Source organism: Geodermatophilus aquaeductus (assembly GCF_900182545.1).
Taxonomy (GTDB): Bacteria; Actinomycetota; Actinomycetes; order Mycobacteriales; family Geodermatophilaceae; genus Geodermatophilus; species Geodermatophilus aquaeductus.
Window position 1 is genome coordinate 441,593 of the sequence record NZ_FXTJ01000002.1, and the last position, 18,055, is coordinate 459,647.

General features: G+C 75.1%; 21 protein-coding genes. 6 read left to right on the top strand and 15 right to left on the bottom strand.

Features of this window, described 5'->3' with window-relative positions; all coding sequences use genetic code 11:
* Window positions 1-119: 119 nt before the first annotated feature.
* The 6 genes from FN207_RS07270 to FN207_RS07295 form a co-directional block, all read right to left on the bottom strand.
* Window positions 120-896 carry an ABC transporter permease gene (locus FN207_RS07270; protein WP_142457638.1) on the bottom strand — a complete coding sequence of 259 codons (777 nt, stop codon included), beginning with the start codon at window positions 894-896 and terminating at the stop codon, window positions 120-122.
* Window positions 893-1,891: an ATP-binding cassette domain-containing protein gene (locus FN207_RS07275; RefSeq protein WP_142457639.1), complete on the bottom strand. Its 999-nt coding sequence runs from the start codon at window positions 1,889-1,891 to the stop codon at window positions 893-895. The genes FN207_RS07270 and FN207_RS07275 overlap by 4 nt, the downstream gene beginning before the upstream one ends.
* Window positions 1,892-1,923: 32 nt before the next feature.
* Window positions 1,924-2,538 (bottom strand): PadR family transcriptional regulator, encoded by a 615-nt coding sequence (locus tag FN207_RS07280; RefSeq protein WP_142457640.1) that lies wholly within the window; start codon window positions 2,536-2,538, stop codon window positions 1,924-1,926.
* A gap of 66 nt (window positions 2,539-2,604) precedes the next feature.
* Complete coding sequence (locus FN207_RS07285; RefSeq protein WP_142457641.1) at window positions 2,605-2,916, bottom strand: hypothetical protein; 312 nt, start codon at window positions 2,914-2,916, stop codon at window positions 2,605-2,607.
* Between the two features lie 3 nt (window positions 2,917-2,919).
* On the bottom strand, window positions 2,920-4,137 hold the full coding sequence (locus FN207_RS07290) for a DUF885 domain-containing protein (RefSeq protein ID WP_142457642.1): 1,218 nt from the start codon (window positions 4,135-4,137) through the stop codon (window positions 2,920-2,922).
* Window positions 4,138-4,150: 13 nt separating this feature from the next.
* Window positions 4,151-4,930: an isoprenyl transferase gene (locus FN207_RS07295; protein ID WP_142457643.1), complete on the bottom strand. Its 780-nt coding sequence runs from the start codon at window positions 4,928-4,930 to the stop codon at window positions 4,151-4,153.
* A gap of 135 nt (window positions 4,931-5,065) precedes the next feature.
* Here FN207_RS07295 and trhA point away from each other — a divergent pair, with 135 nt between their 5' ends.
* On the top strand, window positions 5,066-5,878 hold the full coding sequence (gene trhA, locus FN207_RS07300; protein WP_110907594.1) for a PAQR family membrane homeostasis protein TrhA: 813 nt from the start codon (window positions 5,066-5,068) through the stop codon (window positions 5,876-5,878).
* A gap of 37 nt (window positions 5,879-5,915) precedes the next feature.
* On the opposite strand, the gene FN207_RS07305 is transcribed toward trhA, so the two are convergent.
* From FN207_RS07305 to FN207_RS07315, 3 genes are read right to left on the bottom strand one after another with little or no spacing between them, the layout of a single operon-like run.
* The gene (locus FN207_RS07305) at window positions 5,916-7,166 is read right to left on the bottom strand and encodes a geranylgeranyl reductase family protein (RefSeq protein ID WP_142457644.1); all 1,251 of its coding nucleotides are present in this window, start codon (window positions 7,164-7,166) and stop codon (window positions 5,916-5,918) included.
* Between the two features lie 30 nt (window positions 7,167-7,196).
* Window positions 7,197-7,853 (bottom strand): maleylpyruvate isomerase N-terminal domain-containing protein, encoded by a 657-nt coding sequence (locus FN207_RS07310; protein ID WP_142457645.1) that lies wholly within the window; start codon window positions 7,851-7,853, stop codon window positions 7,197-7,199.
* 17 nt (window positions 7,854-7,870) lie between these two features.
* Window positions 7,871-8,476, bottom strand: coding sequence for a hypothetical protein (locus FN207_RS07315; RefSeq protein WP_199505174.1), 606 nt, complete (start codon window positions 8,474-8,476; stop codon window positions 7,871-7,873).
* A gap of 290 nt (window positions 8,477-8,766) precedes the next feature.
* Here FN207_RS07315 and FN207_RS07320 point away from each other — a divergent pair, with 290 nt between their 5' ends.
* The 3 genes from FN207_RS07320 to trxA all read left to right on the top strand — a co-directional run bounded on the left by FN207_RS07320 (window position 8,767) and on the right by trxA (window position 10,193).
* Complete coding sequence (locus tag FN207_RS07320; RefSeq protein ID WP_142457646.1) at window positions 8,767-9,324, top strand: AMIN-like domain-containing (lipo)protein; 558 nt, start codon at window positions 8,767-8,769, stop codon at window positions 9,322-9,324.
* Between the two features lie 99 nt (window positions 9,325-9,423).
* Entirely contained in the window at window positions 9,424-9,855 is a 432-nt protein-coding gene (locus tag FN207_RS07325) for a winged helix-turn-helix transcriptional regulator (RefSeq protein ID WP_221888083.1), read from the top strand.
* Window positions 9,852-10,193 carry a thioredoxin gene (gene trxA, locus FN207_RS07330; RefSeq protein WP_142457648.1) on the top strand — a complete coding sequence of 114 codons (342 nt, stop codon included), beginning with the start codon at window positions 9,852-9,854 and terminating at the stop codon, window positions 10,191-10,193. Before FN207_RS07325 ends, trxA begins: the two co-directional genes overlap by 4 nt.
* 18 nt (window positions 10,194-10,211) lie before the next feature.
* On the opposite strand, the gene FN207_RS07335 is transcribed toward trxA, so the two are convergent.
* Window positions 10,212-10,556 carry a hypothetical protein gene (locus FN207_RS07335; RefSeq protein ID WP_142457649.1) on the bottom strand — a complete coding sequence of 115 codons (345 nt, stop codon included), beginning with the start codon at window positions 10,554-10,556 and terminating at the stop codon, window positions 10,212-10,214.
* Window positions 10,553-11,440: a mycothiol conjugate amidase Mca gene (mca, locus tag FN207_RS07340; RefSeq protein ID WP_142457650.1), complete on the bottom strand. Its 888-nt coding sequence runs from the start codon at window positions 11,438-11,440 to the stop codon at window positions 10,553-10,555. The genes FN207_RS07335 and mca overlap by 4 nt, the downstream gene beginning before the upstream one ends.
* Before the next feature lie 218 nt (window positions 11,441-11,658).
* On the opposite strand from mca, the gene greA reads away from it, so the two are divergent.
* Window positions 11,659-12,159, top strand: a complete 501-nt coding sequence (gene greA / locus FN207_RS07345; protein WP_142457651.1) for a transcription elongation factor GreA — start codon at window positions 11,659-11,661, stop codon at window positions 12,157-12,159.
* Window positions 12,160-12,185: 26 nt separating this feature from the next.
* Window positions 12,186-12,506, top strand: coding sequence for an RNHCP domain-containing protein (locus tag FN207_RS07350; protein WP_142457652.1), 321 nt, complete (start codon window positions 12,186-12,188; stop codon window positions 12,504-12,506).
* A 120-nt stretch (window positions 12,507-12,626) separates the two neighbouring features.
* Here the strand turns inward: FN207_RS07350 and FN207_RS07355 are convergent, their stop codons facing one another.
* From FN207_RS07355 to ilvA, 4 genes are all read right to left on the bottom strand, one after another.
* On the bottom strand, window positions 12,627-14,693 hold the full coding sequence (locus FN207_RS07355) for a M3 family metallopeptidase (protein WP_142457654.1): 2,067 nt from the start codon (window positions 14,691-14,693) through the stop codon (window positions 12,627-12,629).
* Between the two features lie 174 nt (window positions 14,694-14,867).
* Window positions 14,868-15,677 (bottom strand): ABC transporter permease, encoded by an 810-nt coding sequence (locus FN207_RS07360; RefSeq protein ID WP_142457656.1) that lies wholly within the window; start codon window positions 15,675-15,677, stop codon window positions 14,868-14,870.
* On the bottom strand, window positions 15,674-16,675 hold the full coding sequence (locus FN207_RS07365; RefSeq protein WP_142457658.1) for an ATP-binding cassette domain-containing protein: 1,002 nt from the start codon (window positions 16,673-16,675) through the stop codon (window positions 15,674-15,676). The genes FN207_RS07360 and FN207_RS07365 overlap by 4 nt, the downstream gene beginning before the upstream one ends.
* Before the next feature lie 114 nt (window positions 16,676-16,789).
* Entirely contained in the window at window positions 16,790-18,004 is a 1,215-nt protein-coding gene (gene ilvA / locus FN207_RS07370; protein WP_142457660.1) for a threonine ammonia-lyase, read from the bottom strand.
* Window positions 18,005-18,055 lie beyond the last annotated feature (51 nt).

Sequence of the window (18,055 nt, forward strand, 5' to 3'; positions counted from 1 at the left end):
CCGTGGACGGCGGGGCGGGCCCGTCGTCCACCCCGGACGCTAGAGCGGGGAGGTGACGGTCACATGACGACGAGGCGGCGTGTCCCTCCTCGGGGGGACCCACGAGTCCCACCCGTCGCTCAGCCGGACTCCCGCCGGAAGCGCCGCACGCCGAACCACCAGCCCAGCGCCGCCATCGCCAGGGTCAGCCCGAGCCCCCACCACGCCGTCGCGGACGTGTACGAGCCGTCGAACAGTGACCGCACCCCGTCGACGACGTGCTTGAGCGGGTTGACGTCGCTGACCGCCTGCAACCACCCGGGCGCCAGGGTCATCGGCAGCAGGATCCCCGACAGCAGCAGCACGGGCAGGACGACGGCGTTGAGCAGCGGCGCGAACGCGTCCTCGCTCTTGAGCGTCAGGGCCAGCGCGTACGACACCGCCGAGAACGCCGCGCCCAGGAGCGCGACGACCAGCAGCGCCAGGACGACGCCGAGCACCGGCGCGCGCAACCCGAGCGGGATGGACACCAGCACCAGCACCGTCCCCTGCACCAGCAGGACGACGACGTCGCGCAGCACCCGGCCGAGCAGCAGCGCCGTGCGGCTGGCCGGGGTGACCCGCTGGCTCTCCACGACGCCGGCCCGCCACTCGGCGATCAGGCCGAAGCCGACGAACAGCGCCCCGAAGATGCCCAGCTGCACGAGGATCCCGGGCACGAACACCTGGTAGGCGTTGCCCGACCCGAGCTGGCCCGACAGCGGCTCGAGCAGCGGCCCGAACAGCAGGATGTAGAGGACCGGCTGGGTCAGGCCGATGACCACCCACGCCGGGTTGCGCAGCGAGAGCCGCATGGCCCGCGCGAAGACCGTCCAGGTGTCGCGGCCGATGCTGTTGGTGGCGACCGGCAGGGTCATCGCAGTGCTCCCTCGGGCTCGGGGACGACGGGCGCCACGGGGGCGCCCTCCTCGCGCAGCGACCGGCCGGTGAGCCCGAGGAAGACGTCGTCGAGGCTGGGCCGGCGGCTCTCGATGCCGGCGACGCCGAGGCCCGCGGCGTCGAGCTCGCGGACCAGCTGCACCAGCGCGCCGCCGCCGTTCGGGACGCGGCCGACCACCCGGTCGCCGTGCACCTGCGGTGGCTCGGCGCCGGGCAGCCCGGCGACCAGCCGCGCGACCGCGCCCACCTCGTCGGCGCGGGCGGCGGTGACGGTGAGGACGTCGCCGCCGACGCCGGACTTCAGCGCGTCCGGCGTGCCCTCGGCGACGATCGCGCCGGAGTCGATGACGAGGATCCGGTCGCACAGGGCGTCGGCCTCGTCGAGGTAGTGCGTGGTGAGGAAGACCGTCGTCCCCCGCTCCTCGCGCAGCCCCCGGATGTGCTGCCACAGGTTGGCCCGCGCCTGCGGGTCCAGGCCGGTCGTGGGCTCGTCGAGGAAGACCAGCCCGGGCTCGTGCACCAGGCCCATCGCGATGTCGAGGCGGCGCCGCTGGCCGCCGGACATCGCCTTGGGCTTGCGCTCCCACAGCCCCTCGAGGTCGAGCTCGGTGAACAGCCGGCGGCCGCGGGCGGTGGCGTCGGCGGTGCTCATGCCGTAGAGCCGGCCGTGGTCGACGACCTCCTCCCCCGCCAGCGCCTCGGGCTGGGTGGAGCCGCTCTGCGAGACGTAGCCGATGCGCCGGCGCACGCCGACCGGGTCGGCCAGCAGGTCGCAGCCAGCCACGGTCGCGGTGCCCGCCGTGGGCACCAGCAGCGTGGTGAGCATGCGCAGGGTGGTGGTCTTGCCGGCCCCGTTGGGACCCAGGAAGCCGACGATCTCGCCGGCTGCGACGTCGAGGTCCACACCGGCGACGGCGCGGACCTCCTGCTTCTTCCTCCGGAAGGTGCGGGCGAGCCCGCGAGCCTCGATCACGCGGGCAGTGTTCAACTTTGACTACCGCGTGGTCAACCCGTTTCCGGCGCGTCGCCGAGCACCGCCGGCGGCCAGAGGCCGTCGACCGGGAGGTCGGGGCCCGGCTCCTCGCCGGCGAACCGGTAGTGGCCGGCGTCGAGGCGCCCGCACACCTCGCGCACCCACGCGCGCTCGCCCTCGATCCAGTGCCCGGTGACGCGGAACAGCTCAGCGGTCGTCGCCGGCGCCAGCCGGTCGGTGGCCACGCTGCGCACCCGTGCCGCCGTGCCCGACGCCGCGGCCTCCAGGTGCAGCGCCCGCGCCCGCAGCGCCTCGCGCACCTCTGCGCGCGGCAGGACCGTGACGAAGCACAGGCCCGCCAGCAGTCGCGAGGGGTCGCCGGGCGCGGGCTCGCGCAGCGCCAGGTCCAGCAGCCGACGGAACTCGACCTCGCCGTCGGGGGTGAGCCGGTAGGACACCGGGTCGCCGGGCAGCTCGTCGACCAGCCCGCGGCCGGCCAGCGTCCGCAGGCCCGAGTAGATGGAGCCCGGCTTGACGTGCGCCCAGTCCTCGACCTGCCAGCTCAGCAGCTCGCGGCGCAGCAGGTAGCCGTGCACCGGCTGGAACACCCGCACCGCCCCGAGCAGCAGCAGCCGCGTGGTCGACATGCGCCCACTGTGCCCGGCCCGACCGGCGACCGGACAGCGCCCTCACCCGTTCCCGGGTGGGCGTCCTCACTCGGAACGGCGGTGGTCCCGGGGTACGTCGGGGAGCCAGGGCAGCTCCCGGGTGGGCGGCGTCCGCGGCGGGACGTCGTCCGGCGGCGGCCAGCCGGCCAGGTCGTCGTCCGGCGGCCACTCGTCGCGGGACCGCCGTCCGCCCCGCGGCCGGAGCGCCACCAGCGCCCACACCAGCGGGACCGCGAGCACCGGCCACTGCACGGCGAGGTCGCCGATCCACAGCAGGCCCGCGAGGAGCAGCGCGAACAGCCAGCCCGCCGTCCACAGGCCGAGCGCGCGGGCCTCCCGGGGGTCGCGGCGGGGCACCGGTCAGGCGGCCGACAGCTCGGCGGTCACGACGGCGGGGGTCAGCGGCTCGTCGAGCAGGCGGACGAAGCGGTCGGCGACGTCCTGCCCTTCCGGCCGTGCGGCCAGCCAGCGCTGCAGCAGGTCGTAGCCCTCGACGTAGGTGGTGATGTAGGCCCGCCACAGGGGGTGGGTGAGGAAGCGCAACTGCTGGCGGGCCCGGTCGGGGCTGACCAGCGACCAGCGCTGGATGTAGGCAGCCACCTCGTCGGCGTCGGCGCCGCGGTCGTGCAGCATCACGGCGGCGTCCTGGCGGACGCGGTTGAGCGGTGCGGCGGCCGCGGCGATCCGCTCGGCGAGGTGCCCGTCGAAGCGCAGGCCCAGGTCGCCGAGCACCTCGGCGCCCCACGGCCCCCATCCCCGGCCGACGGCGGCGTCGATCCCGAGGTCGGCCAGCCCCTCGGCCATGAGGCACTCGGGCGTGTTGACGAGGAACACCGTGTGCTCGAGGTGCCCGTCGCGCTCGACCAGCCCGCGCTCCTTGCGGCAGTGCTCGGTGTGGTGGCCGGGGTAGGACTCGTGGGCCACCAGGTGCGCGAGCTGGCTGAGCCGGTGCGGCAGGTCGGCGTTGATCGCCACGCGCGAGCGGAAGTCGCCCTCGTAGTAGTTGAAGCCCGACCACGGCTTGTCGGTGACCACCTCGTAGCGGACCGTCTCGGCCTCGGGCAGGCCGTAGCGGCCGCGCACCCGGTCGCGCAGCGCGCTGGACAGCGCGTGCACGGCCGCCTCCAGCCGCTGCGGCGGGCACTCCTCGCGACGGCGGTGCGCGGCGTAGCGCTCGGCGAGGGTGCCGTCGCCGGGCAGCAGCGCGTCGAGCTCGGCGTGCGCGGCGGCGTAGTGGGCGGCGTCGCCGAGGACGAGGTCGACCTGGAAGTAGCTGCGGACCTCGTCGAGGAAGCCGACCGGCTCGCCGCTCATCTTCCGGGCGCTGCACTCCAGGCCGGTGAGCTGGCCGCGGAGGAAGGCGGTGCGGTCCTCGGGGAGGTCGGCGTCGTCGAGCTCACGGATCAGGGCGCGGGCCTGGTCGCGCAGCGCCTGCGGGGTGGGCGCCGGCTCGCTCTCCACCTCCGCGCGGATCCGCTTCTCACCGGTGTAGGCGTCGACGAAACCGGCCTCCAGTCGGTCGAAGCGCAGGCCCAGCCGCACGTACTCGAGGGGGACGTCGACGGTGCCGGCAGCCATGCGCCCGAGTCTGTCACCCACCGAAACGGCGGTGCCGCGCCGCGTAGGCACGCAGCGCGCGCAGGAAGTCCACCCGCCGGAAGTCGGGCCAGTAGACGTCGGTGAAGTAGAACTCCGAGTGCGCCGTCTGCCAGAGCAGGAAGCCCGACAGCCGCTGCTCGCCGCTGGTGCGGATGACGAGGTCGGGGTCGGGCTGGCCGCGGGTGTAGAGGTGCTCGGCGATGTGCTCGACGTCGAGGGACTCGACCAGCTCGTCCAGCGACGTCCCCCGGCTGGCGTGGTCGGCCAGCAGCGAGCGGACGGCGTCGGCGATCTCCCGGCGCCCGCCGTAGCCGACGGCGAGGTTGACCGTGGCGCCCGGCCGGTCGCGGGTGACCTCCTCGGCCTCCTTGAGGACGCTGACCGTCTCGGCCGGCAGCAGGCCCAGCGCGCCGACCGGGTGCAGCTGCCAGCGGCGGTCGGGGGCGGAGAGGTCCTCGACGACGCCCTCGATGATCCGCAGCAGCGGCGTCAGCTCCGGCTCGGGCCGCGACAGGTTGTCGGTGGAGAGCAGGAAGAGGGTGACCACCTCGACGCCGGCCTCGTCGCACCAGCCGAGGAAGGAGGCGATCCGGTCGGCGCCGCGGCGGTGTCCCGCGTTCGGGTCGAGCAGCCCGGTGGCCCGCGCCCAGCGCCGGTTGCCGTCGATGATCGCGCCCACGTGGCGGGGGACGTCGGCGCCCACCAGCTGCTGTGCCAGCCGGCGCTCGTAGAGCTGGGTCAGCGCGTCGCGGACCCACTGTCGCGCCCCCACGGCGCACACCCTAGGCGCCCCGGGACGCCGCCGTTCCGCTGCCTCCCGGGCGCGTCCGCGGCCTCCGCCGGGCTGACGGCGAACTCACAGGTCGCTGCCGGTGCAGGTGGACCTACGGGTCCGTAACCTCGGTCCATGAGCACCCTCCCCGACGATCGCGAGCACGTCCGGGTGCAGTCCGACGGGGCCGAGATCGAGGCTCCGCGCGGCCCGGCGGTCGCCGCCGTCCTCGACGAGGGCCAGCAGGTCGAGCGGACCTGGACGGCCGAGGACTTCGACGACGACGACTGGGACCACCCCGACACACGGCCGCGGATGCGCGGCTGGCTGCACCTGTTCGCCTTCTTCGGCGCGATCGTCGCCGGCGCCGTGCTGATCCCGCTGGGCTCCGTGCTCGGCGCCCGCGCCGGGTTCTCCGTCGCCGTGTACTGCCTGACCATCTGCGGGCTGTTCGGCATCAGCGCGCTCTACCACCGGCGGCGCTGGTCACCGCGCGGCTGGAAGGTCATGAAGCGGCTCGACCACTCGATGATCTTCCTGTTCATCGCGGGCACGTACACACCGTTCTCGCTGCTCGCCGTCGACCAGCCCCTGGGCTACTGGGTCCTCGGCGGCGTCTGGGCCGGGGCCCTGGCCGGCGTCTGCCTCAAGCTGACCTGGCCGACGGCGCCCCGCTGGGTGGGCGTGCCCCTCTACATCGGCCTGGGCTGGGTCGCCGTCTTCATCCTCACCGACATCCTGCACATCGCCGGCGTCACCTCGCTGGTGCTGCTCGCGGCCGGCGGGGTGCTCTACACGGTCGGCGGCATCGCCTACGCGATCAAGAAGCCGAACCCGTGGCCGGGCGTCTTCGGGTACCACGAGGTCTTCCACGCGATGACCATCGTGGCCGCGATCTGCCACTACATCGCCGTCTACTTCGCGATGTACAACTCGCCCTTCGTCTGAGCGCCGAGGCTGTGCACTTCCGCGGAAGTGCACAGCCTCAGGCGAACAGCGGGCGCTCGTCGAGGCGGCGGGACACCCGGCCGGCCAGACGCCAGGCCCGGGCGACGGCGTCGCGATCGGCGTCGGTGACCAGGTTGCCCATCACCCGCAGCGCCACCGTCATCAGGACGCGCGAGCGCATGCCGACCGGCCCCGCCGCGGGCAGCAGGCGCGGCAGGGTGAGCAGCCCGGCGAGCCGGCGGGCGATGGAGAACGCCTCGCCGTAGTGGCCGCGCAGGCTGGCCGGCCAGGCCGCCGACCAGTCGGCCTCGTCCAGCATCCCGGCGAGGGTGCGCCCGGTCTCCAGGCCGTAGTCGATGCCCTCGCCGTTGAGCGGGTTGACGCAGCCGGCGGCGTCGCCGACCAGCGCCCAGTTGCGCCCGGCCACGCCCGACACCGCACCGCCCATCGGCAGCAGCGCCGACGCGGGCGCCTGCACCGGCCCGGACAGCTCCCAGTCCTCGCGGCGGGCGGCCGCGTAGGTCTCCAGCAGCGCCTTGAGCTGCACCCCGGCCGGCCGGCGCGCGGTGGCCAGCGTGCCGACGCCGATGTTCACCTGTCCGGCCGCGGCGCCGAGCGGGAACACCCACCCGTAGCCCGACAGCAGCTCGCCCTCGGCGTCGCGCAGCTCCAGGTGCGAGGAGATCCACTCGTCGTCGCTGCGGCCGGAGGTGGCGTAGCCGCGGGCGGCGACGCCGTAGGCGGTGTCGCGGTGCCACTCCCGGCCGAGGAGCCGCCCCAGGGGCGAGCGGACGCCGTCGGCCACGACCAGCCGCTCGCAGCGCACGGTGGCCCGCTCTCCACCGACGTCGAACACCACGCCGCGCACCCGGTCGCCGTCGCGCTCGACGTCGACCGCCCGCGCGCCCTCCAGCGGCGTCGCGCCGGACTGCAGGGCGCAGGCGCGGATGCGGGCGTCGAGCTCGGTGCGCGGCACGGCGCTGCCGTGGTCGGGGAACGCCCCGCCGGGCCAGGGCAGCTCCCAGACCCGGCCGAAGCCGGCGGCGCGCAGGCCGCGATTGCGCGCCTTGCTCCGCGCCCAGTCGCCGAGGCCGAGCCGGTCGAGCTCGGCGACCGCGCGCGGGGTCAGCCCGTCGCCGCAGGCCTTGTCGCGGGGGAAGACGGCGGCGTCGGCGAGCAGGACGTCGGCACCCCCGCGCGCCGCCCACGCGGCGGCGGCCGACCCGGCCGGCCCGGCTCCCACCACCAGGACGTCGGTGGCGGCGGGGACGGCAGAGGGGGCGGGCACGCCCCCAGTGTCCCTGCTCAGCGCGGTGCCCTAGGCGAACAGGGGGAAGCGGGCGGCCCACTCCCCCAGGGCGGCGCGGTCGGCGCCGGACAGCGGCTCGCGGCCGGTGCCGCGGCGGGCGGCGGTGGCGTCGTCCCACCCGGCCGGCAGGGGACCGCCGAGCAGCCCCTCGAGCACCCGCCGGACCTCGGCCAGCCCGTCGGCCGGGGGCCCGGGCCGGTCGAGGTATGCCACCAGGTCGAGGTGGTGGACGGTGGCCTCGACGGCGAGCGTGGACGCCAGGTCCCCGGCGCGGACCACCCACCCCTGCGTCGCCACCAGCTCGCCGGGGTCGGCGCGGCCCGCGGCCACGCACACCGCGGCCGCCGTCTCCGCGTACAGGGGTGCCAGGTTCGGCATCCCGCCCGTCGCGCTGGCCCGCACGCGGGTGCGCCACGCGGTGGAGTCGTCGTCCTCGGGCGAGGGCTGCCAGGAGCGCCAGTAGGCGACGGCGTCGGTGGTGGGCGGCCCGCCCGCCGGGGTGGCCAGCGCGACCAGTCCCCGGCGGGCGTCGTCGAGCAGGTGCTGGGTGAGGTCGAGGACCGCCCAGCCCGCGCAGCCGCTGGGCCGGTCCCCCTCCTCCGGCATCAGGTCGGTGACCAGGGCGGACAGGGCGCCGTAGGCGGACCGCAGCAGCTCCGGGCTCACCCCGGCAGCCTGGCAGCTCAGAGCTGCGGGCCGCGCGCCCGGACCTCCTCCACCGAGGACATGGCGTCGCGCAGCTCGGTCAGCCAGGCGTCGGCGTGCTGCCCCACCAGCCGCACCGCCCAGACCAGGGCCTCGGAGCGGGAGCGGGCGACGCCGGCGTCGACGAGGGTGTCGAGCACCAGCCGCTCGGACTGGCGCAGCCGGGTCATCACCGGCACCGAGGCGTTGGTGAACACCTCGCGGACGTCGCCGCAGGAGGCGCCCCACGCCACCGACCGGCCGTAGCGCTCCTGCGCGGCGTCGGCGATGGCCATCCGCTGCTCGCGGGTGTCCTCGCGGAAGCGGGCGATGCGCCCGGCGCGGGCGGCGGCGGGGTCGCCCTCCCCGGCGTCGGGCTCGGCCAGCGGGCCGACGACGGTGATCTCGTCACGGTCGACGACGAGGTCCACCGGGCCGGTGAACCAGCCGTCGGGCAGCCGCCCGGCGAACCAGCCGGCGACCTCGGCGCGGTCGACCGGCGGCGGGGCGTCTCCCCCGCGGCCACCCGGGCCGCGGCGGCGGAAACCCGGGGCGCCCATCCGGGCGAAGGGTGAGTCGGCGAATCGGGCGTGGTGTCCGTGCACAGCGGCCTCCTCGGCAGCAGGTGATTACACGCTTACACGGTAAGACGGTCGCCGGCAGAGGGCGAGTACCCCCGCTCCGCCCTGAGCGGACAGCACCCACCGTCACCCTCCGGCGACGGACGCGCACCTGCCACCTCGTGTCGCGTCGAGAGGCCTCGCTTCTGTCACTTGTGCACATGCCGGGGGCCCGAGGATCGACGTCCGTGGGCGACCCTGGCCATGGTGCGCGGGGCGGGCGACGGCGGATCCTCGCCGACGTCAGCACATCCCCCTGAACCCGGGAGCCCGACATGAGCACCATCCGCACCCGCGCCGCCGTCGTCCTGGCCGCCACCCTCGGCGCGGCCACCCTCGGTACCGCCCTCCCCTCGGCCTCCGCCGCCGGCTGCGGCACCGCGTGGGGCTCGCTGCCGGAGGCCGTCGCCGACCGCGGCGGGGGCACCCTCGACGACGTCCGCGCCGGCCGGCACGACTGCTACGACCGGCTGGTCCTCGACCTCGACGGGATCGACGCCGCCGACGTCTCCTACGACGTCCGCTACGTCGGCCAGGTGGCGCAGGACGGATCGGGCCGGCCGGTGCCGCTGCGCGGGGCTGCCGACCTCCAGGTGGTCGTGCACACCCCCGCGTACGAGGACGGGCGGGCCAGCTACGACCCGCGCGTCGACGCCGAGGCGGTGGCCGTCGGCGGCTACCGCACCTTCCGGCAGGTCGCCTGGGCGCAGTCGTTCGAGGGCTCCAGCACGGTGGGCCTCGGCGTGCGCGCCCGGCTGCCGTTCCGCGTGCTGGTCCTCGACGGCCCGGGCGACGGCGCACGCCTCGTCGTCGACGTCGCGCACACCTGGTGAGCACTGCGGCCGGGCCGAACACCCCCGGCCCGGCCGCCCGCGAGCCCTCGTGGACCGACCTCTCGACGCAGGCTGAGTCCTGAGTCCATACTCAGCACTGTGGCCCTGAGCGAGGCACTCTCCCTGTTCGGCGACCGCTGGGCGCTGCTCGTCGTCCGCGAGGCGGCCCTCGGCGTCCGCCGGTTCAGCGAGCTGCAGCAGACGACCGGCGCACCGCGCACCGTGCTCTCCGACCGGCTGCGCCGGCTGGTGGCCGCGGGCGTGCTCGAGCCGCGGGAGTACGTCCTGCCCGGCGCCCGGCCGCGGCAGGAGTACGTGCTCACCGACGCCGGACGCGACCTGCTGCCGGTCCTCGCCGGCTTCTCCGACTGGGCGGCGCGGCACCTGGCCGACGACCGCCCGGCCGACGTGACCTACCGGCACGCCGGCTGCGGTGGCCACGTGGGCGCACACCTGGTGTGCGACTGCGGGGCCGACATCACCTCCGGCGACCGGCTGGTCGCCTCCGTCCTCCGAGAGGGAACGCCATGAGCACCAGCACGACCCTGCCCCAGACCACCGACGCCACGTTCGCCGCCGACGTCCTCGGCAGCGACGTGCCCGTGCTCGTCGACTTCACCGCGGCCTGGTGCCCGCCGTGCCGCATGGTCACGCCGGTCCTGGAGCAGCTGGCCACCGAGGAGCGCGACCGGCTGCGGGTCGTGCAGATCGACGCCGACGCCGATCCCGAGACCGCGCGGGCCTACGGGGTCATGGGCCTGCCCACGATGAGCCTCTTCCGCGACGGCGAGGTCGTGGCCACCGTCGTCGGCGCCCGGCCGCGGGCGGCGATCACCCGCGAGATCGAGCCGTTCCTGACCGCGCGGTGACCCGCGGGCCCGCCGGCGTCAGCGCGCCGGCGGGTCCGTCCGGTCGTCGTCGCGACGCTCGGGCCGCGGCCCCTCGATGGCGCGGGGGGCGCGGCGCAGGTCGTCGAGCAGGTCCTGACCGGGCCGGCGCGGCTCGTCGACCAGCTCGGCCGGGGTGTCGGGGACGACGACCCGCGGCCCGTCGCGGTCGTCGTCGAAGCTGCGCGGCAGGCCCCGGAGGTGCCGGTTCATCGAGCGCACCAGCAGCGCGACGGCGACCAGCAGCACCAGGAGGAGGAACAGGCCGAGCGGGCCGGACTTGCCGACGTCCTCGGGCAGCTGCTCCTCGGCGGCCAGGACACCCTCGATGATCGCGGCGTTCACGGGACCGGGACCTCGCTGCGGATGCCGGCGAACAGGTCGTCCTCGGGCAGCGGGGAGTCGACCAGTGAGCGGGCCAGCTCGTAGTCCTCGGTCGGCCACACCTGCTGCTGCACGTCCATCGGGCAGGCGAACCAGCGGCCGGCGGGGTCGATCTGGGTGGCGTGCGCGATGAGGGCGGCGTCGCGGACCGGGAAGTACTCCGCGCAGGGCACCCGGGTGGTCACCCGGGCGGACATGTCGCGCTCGGGGTCCCAGTTCGCCAGCCACTCGGCGTAGGGGGACTCCGCGCCGGCCTCGAGCATCGCCTCGTGCAGCGCCCGCACGCGGGTCAGCGTGAAGGTCATGTGGTAGTAGAGCTTGCTCGGCTGCCAGGGCTCACCCAGGTCGGGGTAGCGCTCGGGGTCGCCGGCCGCCTCGAAGGCGTGCACGGAGATCTCGTGGGTCTTGATGTGGTCGGGATGCGGGTAGCCGCCGTTCTCGTCGTAGGTGAGCACGACGTGCGGCCTGAACCGGCGGATCAGCTCGACCAGCGGCGCGGCGGCCTCCTCGGTGGGGACCAGCGCGAAGCAGCCCTCGGGCAGCGGCGGCAGCGGATCGCCCTCGGGGAGGCCGGAGTCGACGAAGCCGAGGAACTCCTGCGAGACGCCGAGGATCTCGCGGGCGCGCGCCATCTCCTCGACACGCAGCTGCGGCAGGCGCTCCCAGACCTCGGGGCGGTCGAGCGCCGGGTTGAGCACGGAGCCGCGCTCGCCGCCGGTGCAGGTCGCCACCAGCACCTCGACGCCCTCGGCCACGTACCGGGCCATGGTCGCGGCGCCCTTGCTCGACTCGTCATCGGGGTGGGCGTGCACGGCGAGCAGGCGCAACTGGTGGGCGTCGGTCACCCCGCCAGTGTCCCCCGAGGTGACGACGGGACGCCGTGGCCCCCGTCGCCCGGAGGCGTGGATGTGGTGCTCGTCACCGTGACGTCGAGTACGGTCCGCTCCCCCGCAGGGGCCGTCCGAGTCCCTGCAACGGCGCGTTCTCCGGTGTTAGTTTGGCCGGATCGACGTCGACCGCCTCCCGTCCGGGAGGTGGCCCCCGAGCTGCAGGAGTACCTCGCGTGACCACCCCCACTGAGAACGAGCAGGGCATCTGGCTGACCCAGGAGGCCCACGACCGGCTGAAGGCCGAGCTCGACCAGTTGGTGGCCGGCCGGCCCGCCATGGCCGCGGAGATCAACGCCCGCCGCGAGGAGGGCGACCTCAAGGAGAACGGCGGCTACCACGCCGCCAAGGAGGAGCAGGGCAAGCAGGAGGGCCGGATCCGGCAGCTGACCGACCTGCTGCGCAAGGCGCGCGTCGGCGAGCCGCCCACGACGGCCACCACCGCCGAGCTCGGCACGGTCATCACCATCCGCTTCCAGGGCGACGACGAGACCGAGAAGTTCCTGCTCGGCTCGCGCGAGATCGCCGGCACGACCGACCTCGCCGTCTACTCGCCGGAGTCGGCGATGGGCTCGGCGATCATGGGCGCCGAGCCCGGGACGACGGTCACGTACCAGGCGCCGAACGGCCGCGACATCACCGTCGAGGTCGTCGCCGTCGAGCCGTTCGTCCCCTGACCCGCGCCGCGCGCCCCGTCACGGGCATGGCCCGGTCCCGGCGGGCGGAGAACACCGGTTTCGTCTGCGTCCACTGCACCGCCGACGTCCCCGCGAACACCGACGGGCACTACCGCAACCACTGCCCGGTCTGCCTGTGGTCGCTGCACGTCGACGACCTGCCCGGTGACCGCGCCAGCGGGTGCCGGCAGCCGATGGAGCCGATCGGGCTGGTCGAGAAGTCCGGCAAGGGCTGGCAGGTGGTCCACCGCTGCACCGCGTGCGGCCACCGCCAGCCCAACCGGCTCGTGCGCGACGGCGACGCCCCCGACGACCTCGACCTGGTCCTCTCGCTCCCCTGGCTCTGACACCGTCGCCCTACCGGGCGACACCGCGGCCAGGTGCCGTCCCCCGCCTGCGCTGAGCCGCTGCGTCGTGCCTGCGCGGACCCCTCCGGGGCCCACTCGGCACGACCGACCTCCGGTCGCTCAGGCCGGGGTGAGGCCGCGGCGGCGGAGCAGGGGCGCGGGGTCGGCGTCGCGGCCGCGGACGGCGCGGAAGGCCTCCAGCGGGTCGACCGCGCCGCCGCGGGAGAGCAGCCGCTCGCGGAAGACGTCGCCGTTCTCCCGCCGCAGCCCGCCGTTCTCGCGGAACCACTCCACGGTGTCGGCGTCGAGGACCTCCGACCAGATGTAGCTGTAGTAGCCCGCCGCGTAGCCGCCGGCGAAGACGTGCTGGAAGTACGTCGTCCGGTAGCGCGGCGGCACCAGGTCGTCGGCGACGCCGGCGTCGGCCAGCGCCCGCCGCTCGAACTCCGCGGGGTCGCCGATCTCCGTTTCCGGCGTGATCCGGTGCCAGGCCTGGTCGAGCAGCGTCGCGGCGAGGTACTCCAGCGTCGCGAAGCCCTCCCCCCACAGCCGGGCGGCGTCGAGGGCCTCGACGACGGCCGACGGCAGCGGCTCACCCGTCTCGACGTGCCGCGCGTAGCCGGACAGCACCTGCGGCCACAGCGCCCACATCTCGTTGACCTGGCTGGGGAACTCGACGAAGTCGCGCGGCACGGCGGTCCCGGCGAAGCGCGGGTAGGTGACCGCCGAGCTCAACCCGTGCAGCGCGTGGCCGAACTCGTGGAACAGCGTGTCGACCTCGTCGAGGGTGAGCAGCGTCGGCCGCCCCTCCGGTGCGCGGGCCACGTTGAGGTTGTTGACGACGACCGGCCGGGTGCCGAGCAGCCGCGACTGGGTGACGAACGAGCTCATCCACGCTCCGCCGCGCTTGCCCTCGCGGGCGGTGAAGTCGCCGAGGTAGAGGCCCACCGCCTCGCCGTCGGGACCGCTGACCTCCCAGACGCGGACGTCGGGGTGGTAGCCGGCGAGGTCCGGACGCGGGCTGAAGGTGAAGCCGTAGAGCAGCTCGGCCGCCCGGAAGACGCCGTCGACCAGGACGCGGTCCAGCTCGAACCACGGCCGCAGCGCCGCGGTGTCGACGGCGTACCGCTCGGCGCGCACCCGCTCGCTGTAGAAGGCCCAGTCCCACGGCGCCAGGTCGGTCACGCCGTCGCGGGCGGCGGCCTCGGCCAGCACCTCCGCCTCGGCCCGCGCGTTCGCCGTCGACGGCCCGACCATCGAGGAGAGCATCGCGTCGACGGCGGCGGTGCTGCCGGCGGTCTGGTCGGCGAGCACCAGGTCGGCGTGGGTGGCGAAGCCCAGCAGCCGGGCCCGCTCGGCGCGCACCCGGGCGATCCGCCCGGCCACCGGGCCGTTGTCGTGCTCCCCCGACGACGCGCGGGTCACCGACGCCTCGAACACCCGGCGGCGGAGCTCCCGGTCGCGCAGCTTGGCCAGCACCGGCTGACCGGTGGGCAGCAGCAGCGGGAGCACGTACCCGTCGAGGCCGCGGTCGGCGGCGGCGCGGGCCGCCGCGGCGACCTCCTCGTCGGAGAGCCCGTCGAGCTCGGCGGCGTCGGCCACCCGGACGGCGGCGGCCTCGGTGGCCAGCTGCAGGTTCTGGCCGAACTGCGTGGACAGCTCGGAGAGCTCGCGGTTCATCTCCGAGAGCCGGGCGCGGCCGGCGTCGTCGAGGCGGGCGCCGGCGAGCACGCGGTCGAGGTGGTGGCGCTCGACCAGCCGGACCGCCTCGGGGTCCAGCCCCGCGTCGTGCCGTGCCTCGTGGACGGCGTCGACGCGGGCGAACAGCACCGGGTCCAGCCGCAGCGCGTCGGCGTGCGCGGCCTCCAGCGGCGCGAGCTCGCGCTCGATCTCGCGCAGCCGCGGCGTGGACAGCGAGGAGGAGAGGTTGCCGAACACCGCCCCGGCGCGGCGCAGCAGCGCGCCGGAGCGCTCCAGCGCCTCGACGGTGTTCGCGAACGTGGGCGGCTCAGTCGACCCGGTGATCGCGCCGAGCTCGGCGCGCTGCTCGGCCATCCCGGCCAGCACCGCCTCGCGGCAGTGCTCGAGGGTGATGTCGCCGAACGGCGGCAGGCCGAAGGGCAGCGGCGACTCGGCCAGCAGCGGGTTGTCGGCGGACGGGACGGCGGGGGCGGGCTCGGCGCTCATCGATGACATCGTCGCCCTCCGGACGACACCGCGGCCAGGTGCCGTCCCGACCGCCGCTGAGCCGGACCCGCCACTCCTCGCGGAGGCCTCCGGCCCCCACTCGTCCCGGCGACAGCCGGACGCCGGTGGCCGGGGACCGGACGGTCCCCGGCCACCGGCGCCGGGACGGGTGGCTCAGCGGCTGGCGGTCCGCTTGTAGAGGCGCACCGACACCGGCACGAAGACCGCGAGGATGAGCGCGGTCCACAGCAGCGTGTAGAGCACGGGGTTCTGCAGCGACCACGCCTCGGGCTCCGGGTAGCCGGGCGGCACGTTGCCGAACAGCTCCCGCGCGGCGAGGGTGACCGAGGAGACCGGGTTCCACTCGGCGAAGGTCCGCAGCACCGCGGGGAAGGTCTCCAGCGGCACGAAGGTGTTCGCGATGAACGTGATCGGGAAGATCACGATGAAGCTGGCGTTCTGGACCACCTCCGGCGTGCGGACCAGCAACCCGACCATCGCCATCAGCCACGAGATCGCGTAGGCGAAGACCAGCAGCACGAGGAACCCGCCGATCGCCTCGCCGAGCGACGAGTTGATCCGCCAGCCGACCAGCAGACCGGTCAGTGCCATCACCGCGATGGAGATGACGTTGAGCCCGGCGTCGGCGACCGTGCGCCCGACCAGCACCGCCGAGCGGGACATCGGCAGCGACCGGAACCGGTCGATCAGCCCCTTCTGCAGGTCGTCGGCGATGCTCGCGCCGGTGATCGTGGACCCGAAGACGACGGTCTGGGCGAAGATCCCCGGCAGCAGGAACTCCGCGTAGCTGATGCCCGGCGGCAGCCCGCCGATCGCGCCGCCGAACACGTAGCGGAACAGCACGACGAACATGATCGGCGAGAGCGTGGCGAACACGATCAGGTCGGGCACCCGCTTGACCTTGATCAGGTTGCGCTTGGTGATGACGACGCTGTCGGACAGCGTCTCGGACAGCGAGGTCATCGCGTGCCTCCCACGGGGACCGGCTCGGCCGGGGTCTTGTCGGCAGCGGCCGGGTCGTCCTCGGCGGCGTGCCCGGTCAGCGCCAGGAACACGTCGTCGAGGTCGGGGCGGCGCAGCCCGACGTCGAAGATGTCGGCGGTGTGGCCGTCGAGCCGCCGCAGCGCCTCGGCCAGGACCTCCGCACCCCCGCTGACGGGGATGCTCAGCCGGCGCGCCTGCTCGTCGACGTGCGGCTCGTCCACGGCCAGCGGCCGCAGCAGCTCGACCATCGCCGGCAGCGCCCCGGCGTCGGTGACGGCGAACTCCAGCCGCTGACCGCCCACCTGGGCCTTGAGCTCGTCGGCCGTGCCGCGGGCGATCACCCTCCCCCGGTCGATGACCACCATCCCGTCGGCGAGCCGGTCGGCCTCCTCCAGGTACTGGGTGGTCAGGAGGATCGTCGTCCCGCCGCCGGCGAGGTCGGCGATGAACTCCCACATGCCCAGCCGGCTGCGCGGGTCGAGGCCGGTGGTCGGCTCGTCCAGGAACAGCACCCGGGGCCGGGCGATGAGCGAGGCGGCGATGTCGAGCCGGCGCCGCATGCCCCCGGAGTACGTCTTGGCCGGGCGGTTGGCGGCGTCGGCGAGGTCGAAGCGCTCGAGCAGCTCCCCCGCCCGCTCCCGCGACTCGCGTTTCCCGAGCCGGTACAGCCGGCCCACCATCTCCAGGTTCTCGAACCCGGTCAGGTACTCGTCGACCGCGGCGTACTGGCCGGTGAGCCCGATCAGCGAACGCACCCGGTCCGGCTCGCGCAGCACGTCGATCCCCGCCACCTCGGCGCGCCCGGCGTCGGGCTGCAGCAGCGTGGTGAGGATGCGGACGACGGTGGTCTTCCCCGCCCCGTTGGGCCCGAGCAGGCCGAGCACGCTGCCCTCGGGCACGGCGAGGTCGACCCCTGCCAGCGCGGTGTTGGACCCGAAGCGCTTCTGCAGTTCCTCGACGAGGATCGCGTTGCTCATGCCAGCGAAACTAGGTGTGAGGTCCGACACTTCCCGAACGCTTTTCGCCCGCAGCTGACCGAGTCCATGCCACACCGACCCCGACCGCGGCCGGAACTCATCGCGGGCGCCGGGTCAGCCCTCCGAGACGGGGAACCCGGCGTCCTCCAGCGCGGCGACGACGGTCCGCGCGTGGTCGGGGCCGCGGGTCTCCAGGACCACGAAGACCTCCACCTGCCCGAGGTCCAGGCGGGTCGACGTCCGCTCGTGCTCGACCTCCAGGACGTTGGCGCCGCCCTCGGCGAGGACCGCGAGCACCCCCGCCAGCGACCCCGGCCGGTCGGGCACCGCCAGCCGCAGCCGCAGGTACCGGCCGGCCGCGGCCATGCCGTGCTGCACCACCTTGAGCAGCAGCACCGGGTCGACGTTGCCGCCGGACACGACGGCGACCACCGGCGGCGGGAAGGCCTCGGGCTCGGCCAGCACCGCGGCCACGGCGGCCACCCCCGCCGGCTCGACGACGAGCTTGGCCCGCTCCAGACAGAACAGCAGCGCGCGGGAGAGGTCCTCCTCCCCCACCGTGCGCACCTCGTCGACCAGGTCGCGCACGTGCGCGAGCGTGAGGTCGCTGGGCGCGCCGACGGCGATCCCGTCGGCCATCGTGGACACCCCGGTCAGCGGCACGGGGTGCCCGGCCGCCAGCGAGCCGGGGAAGGCGGCGGCCCCGGCGGCCTGCACCGCCACGATCCGCACCTCCGGCCGCCGGGCGCGGACGGCGGCGGCGATGCCGGACACCAGCCCGCCGCCCCCGGTGCAGACGACGAGGGTGGCGACGTCGGGGCACTGCTCGAGCACCTCGGCGCCCACGGTCCCCTGCCCGGCGATGACGTCGGGGTGGTCGAACGGGTGGATGAAGACCGCGCCGGTCGCCTCGGCGTGCGCGACCGCCGCGGCCAGCGCCGCGGTGAGGTCGACGCCGACCAGGCGGGCCTCGGCGCCGTAGCCGCGGGTGGCGGCCACCTTGGGCAGCGGCGCGGACTCGGGCATGAAGACGGTGGCCGAGACGCCGAGCATGCGGGCGGCGAGCGCCACGCCCTGCGCGTGGTTGCCGGCGCTGGCCGCGACCACCCCGCGCGCCCGCTCCTCCGGCGTCAGCCGCGACAGCCGCACGTAGGCGCCGCGGAACTTGAACGAGCCCGTGTGCTGCAGGTTCTCGCACTTGAGGTGCACCGGGCCGCCCACCCGCTCGGCCAGCGCGCGCGAGTGCTCCAGCGGGGTGCGGCGCGCGATCCCCTCGAGCAGGTCGGCCGCGGCGGCGACGTCGGCACCGGTGACCAGGTCGGCTCCCATGCCGGTGATCCTCGCAGCCCCGCCCGAGGCGCTCCCGCATCCTCGCTGGTC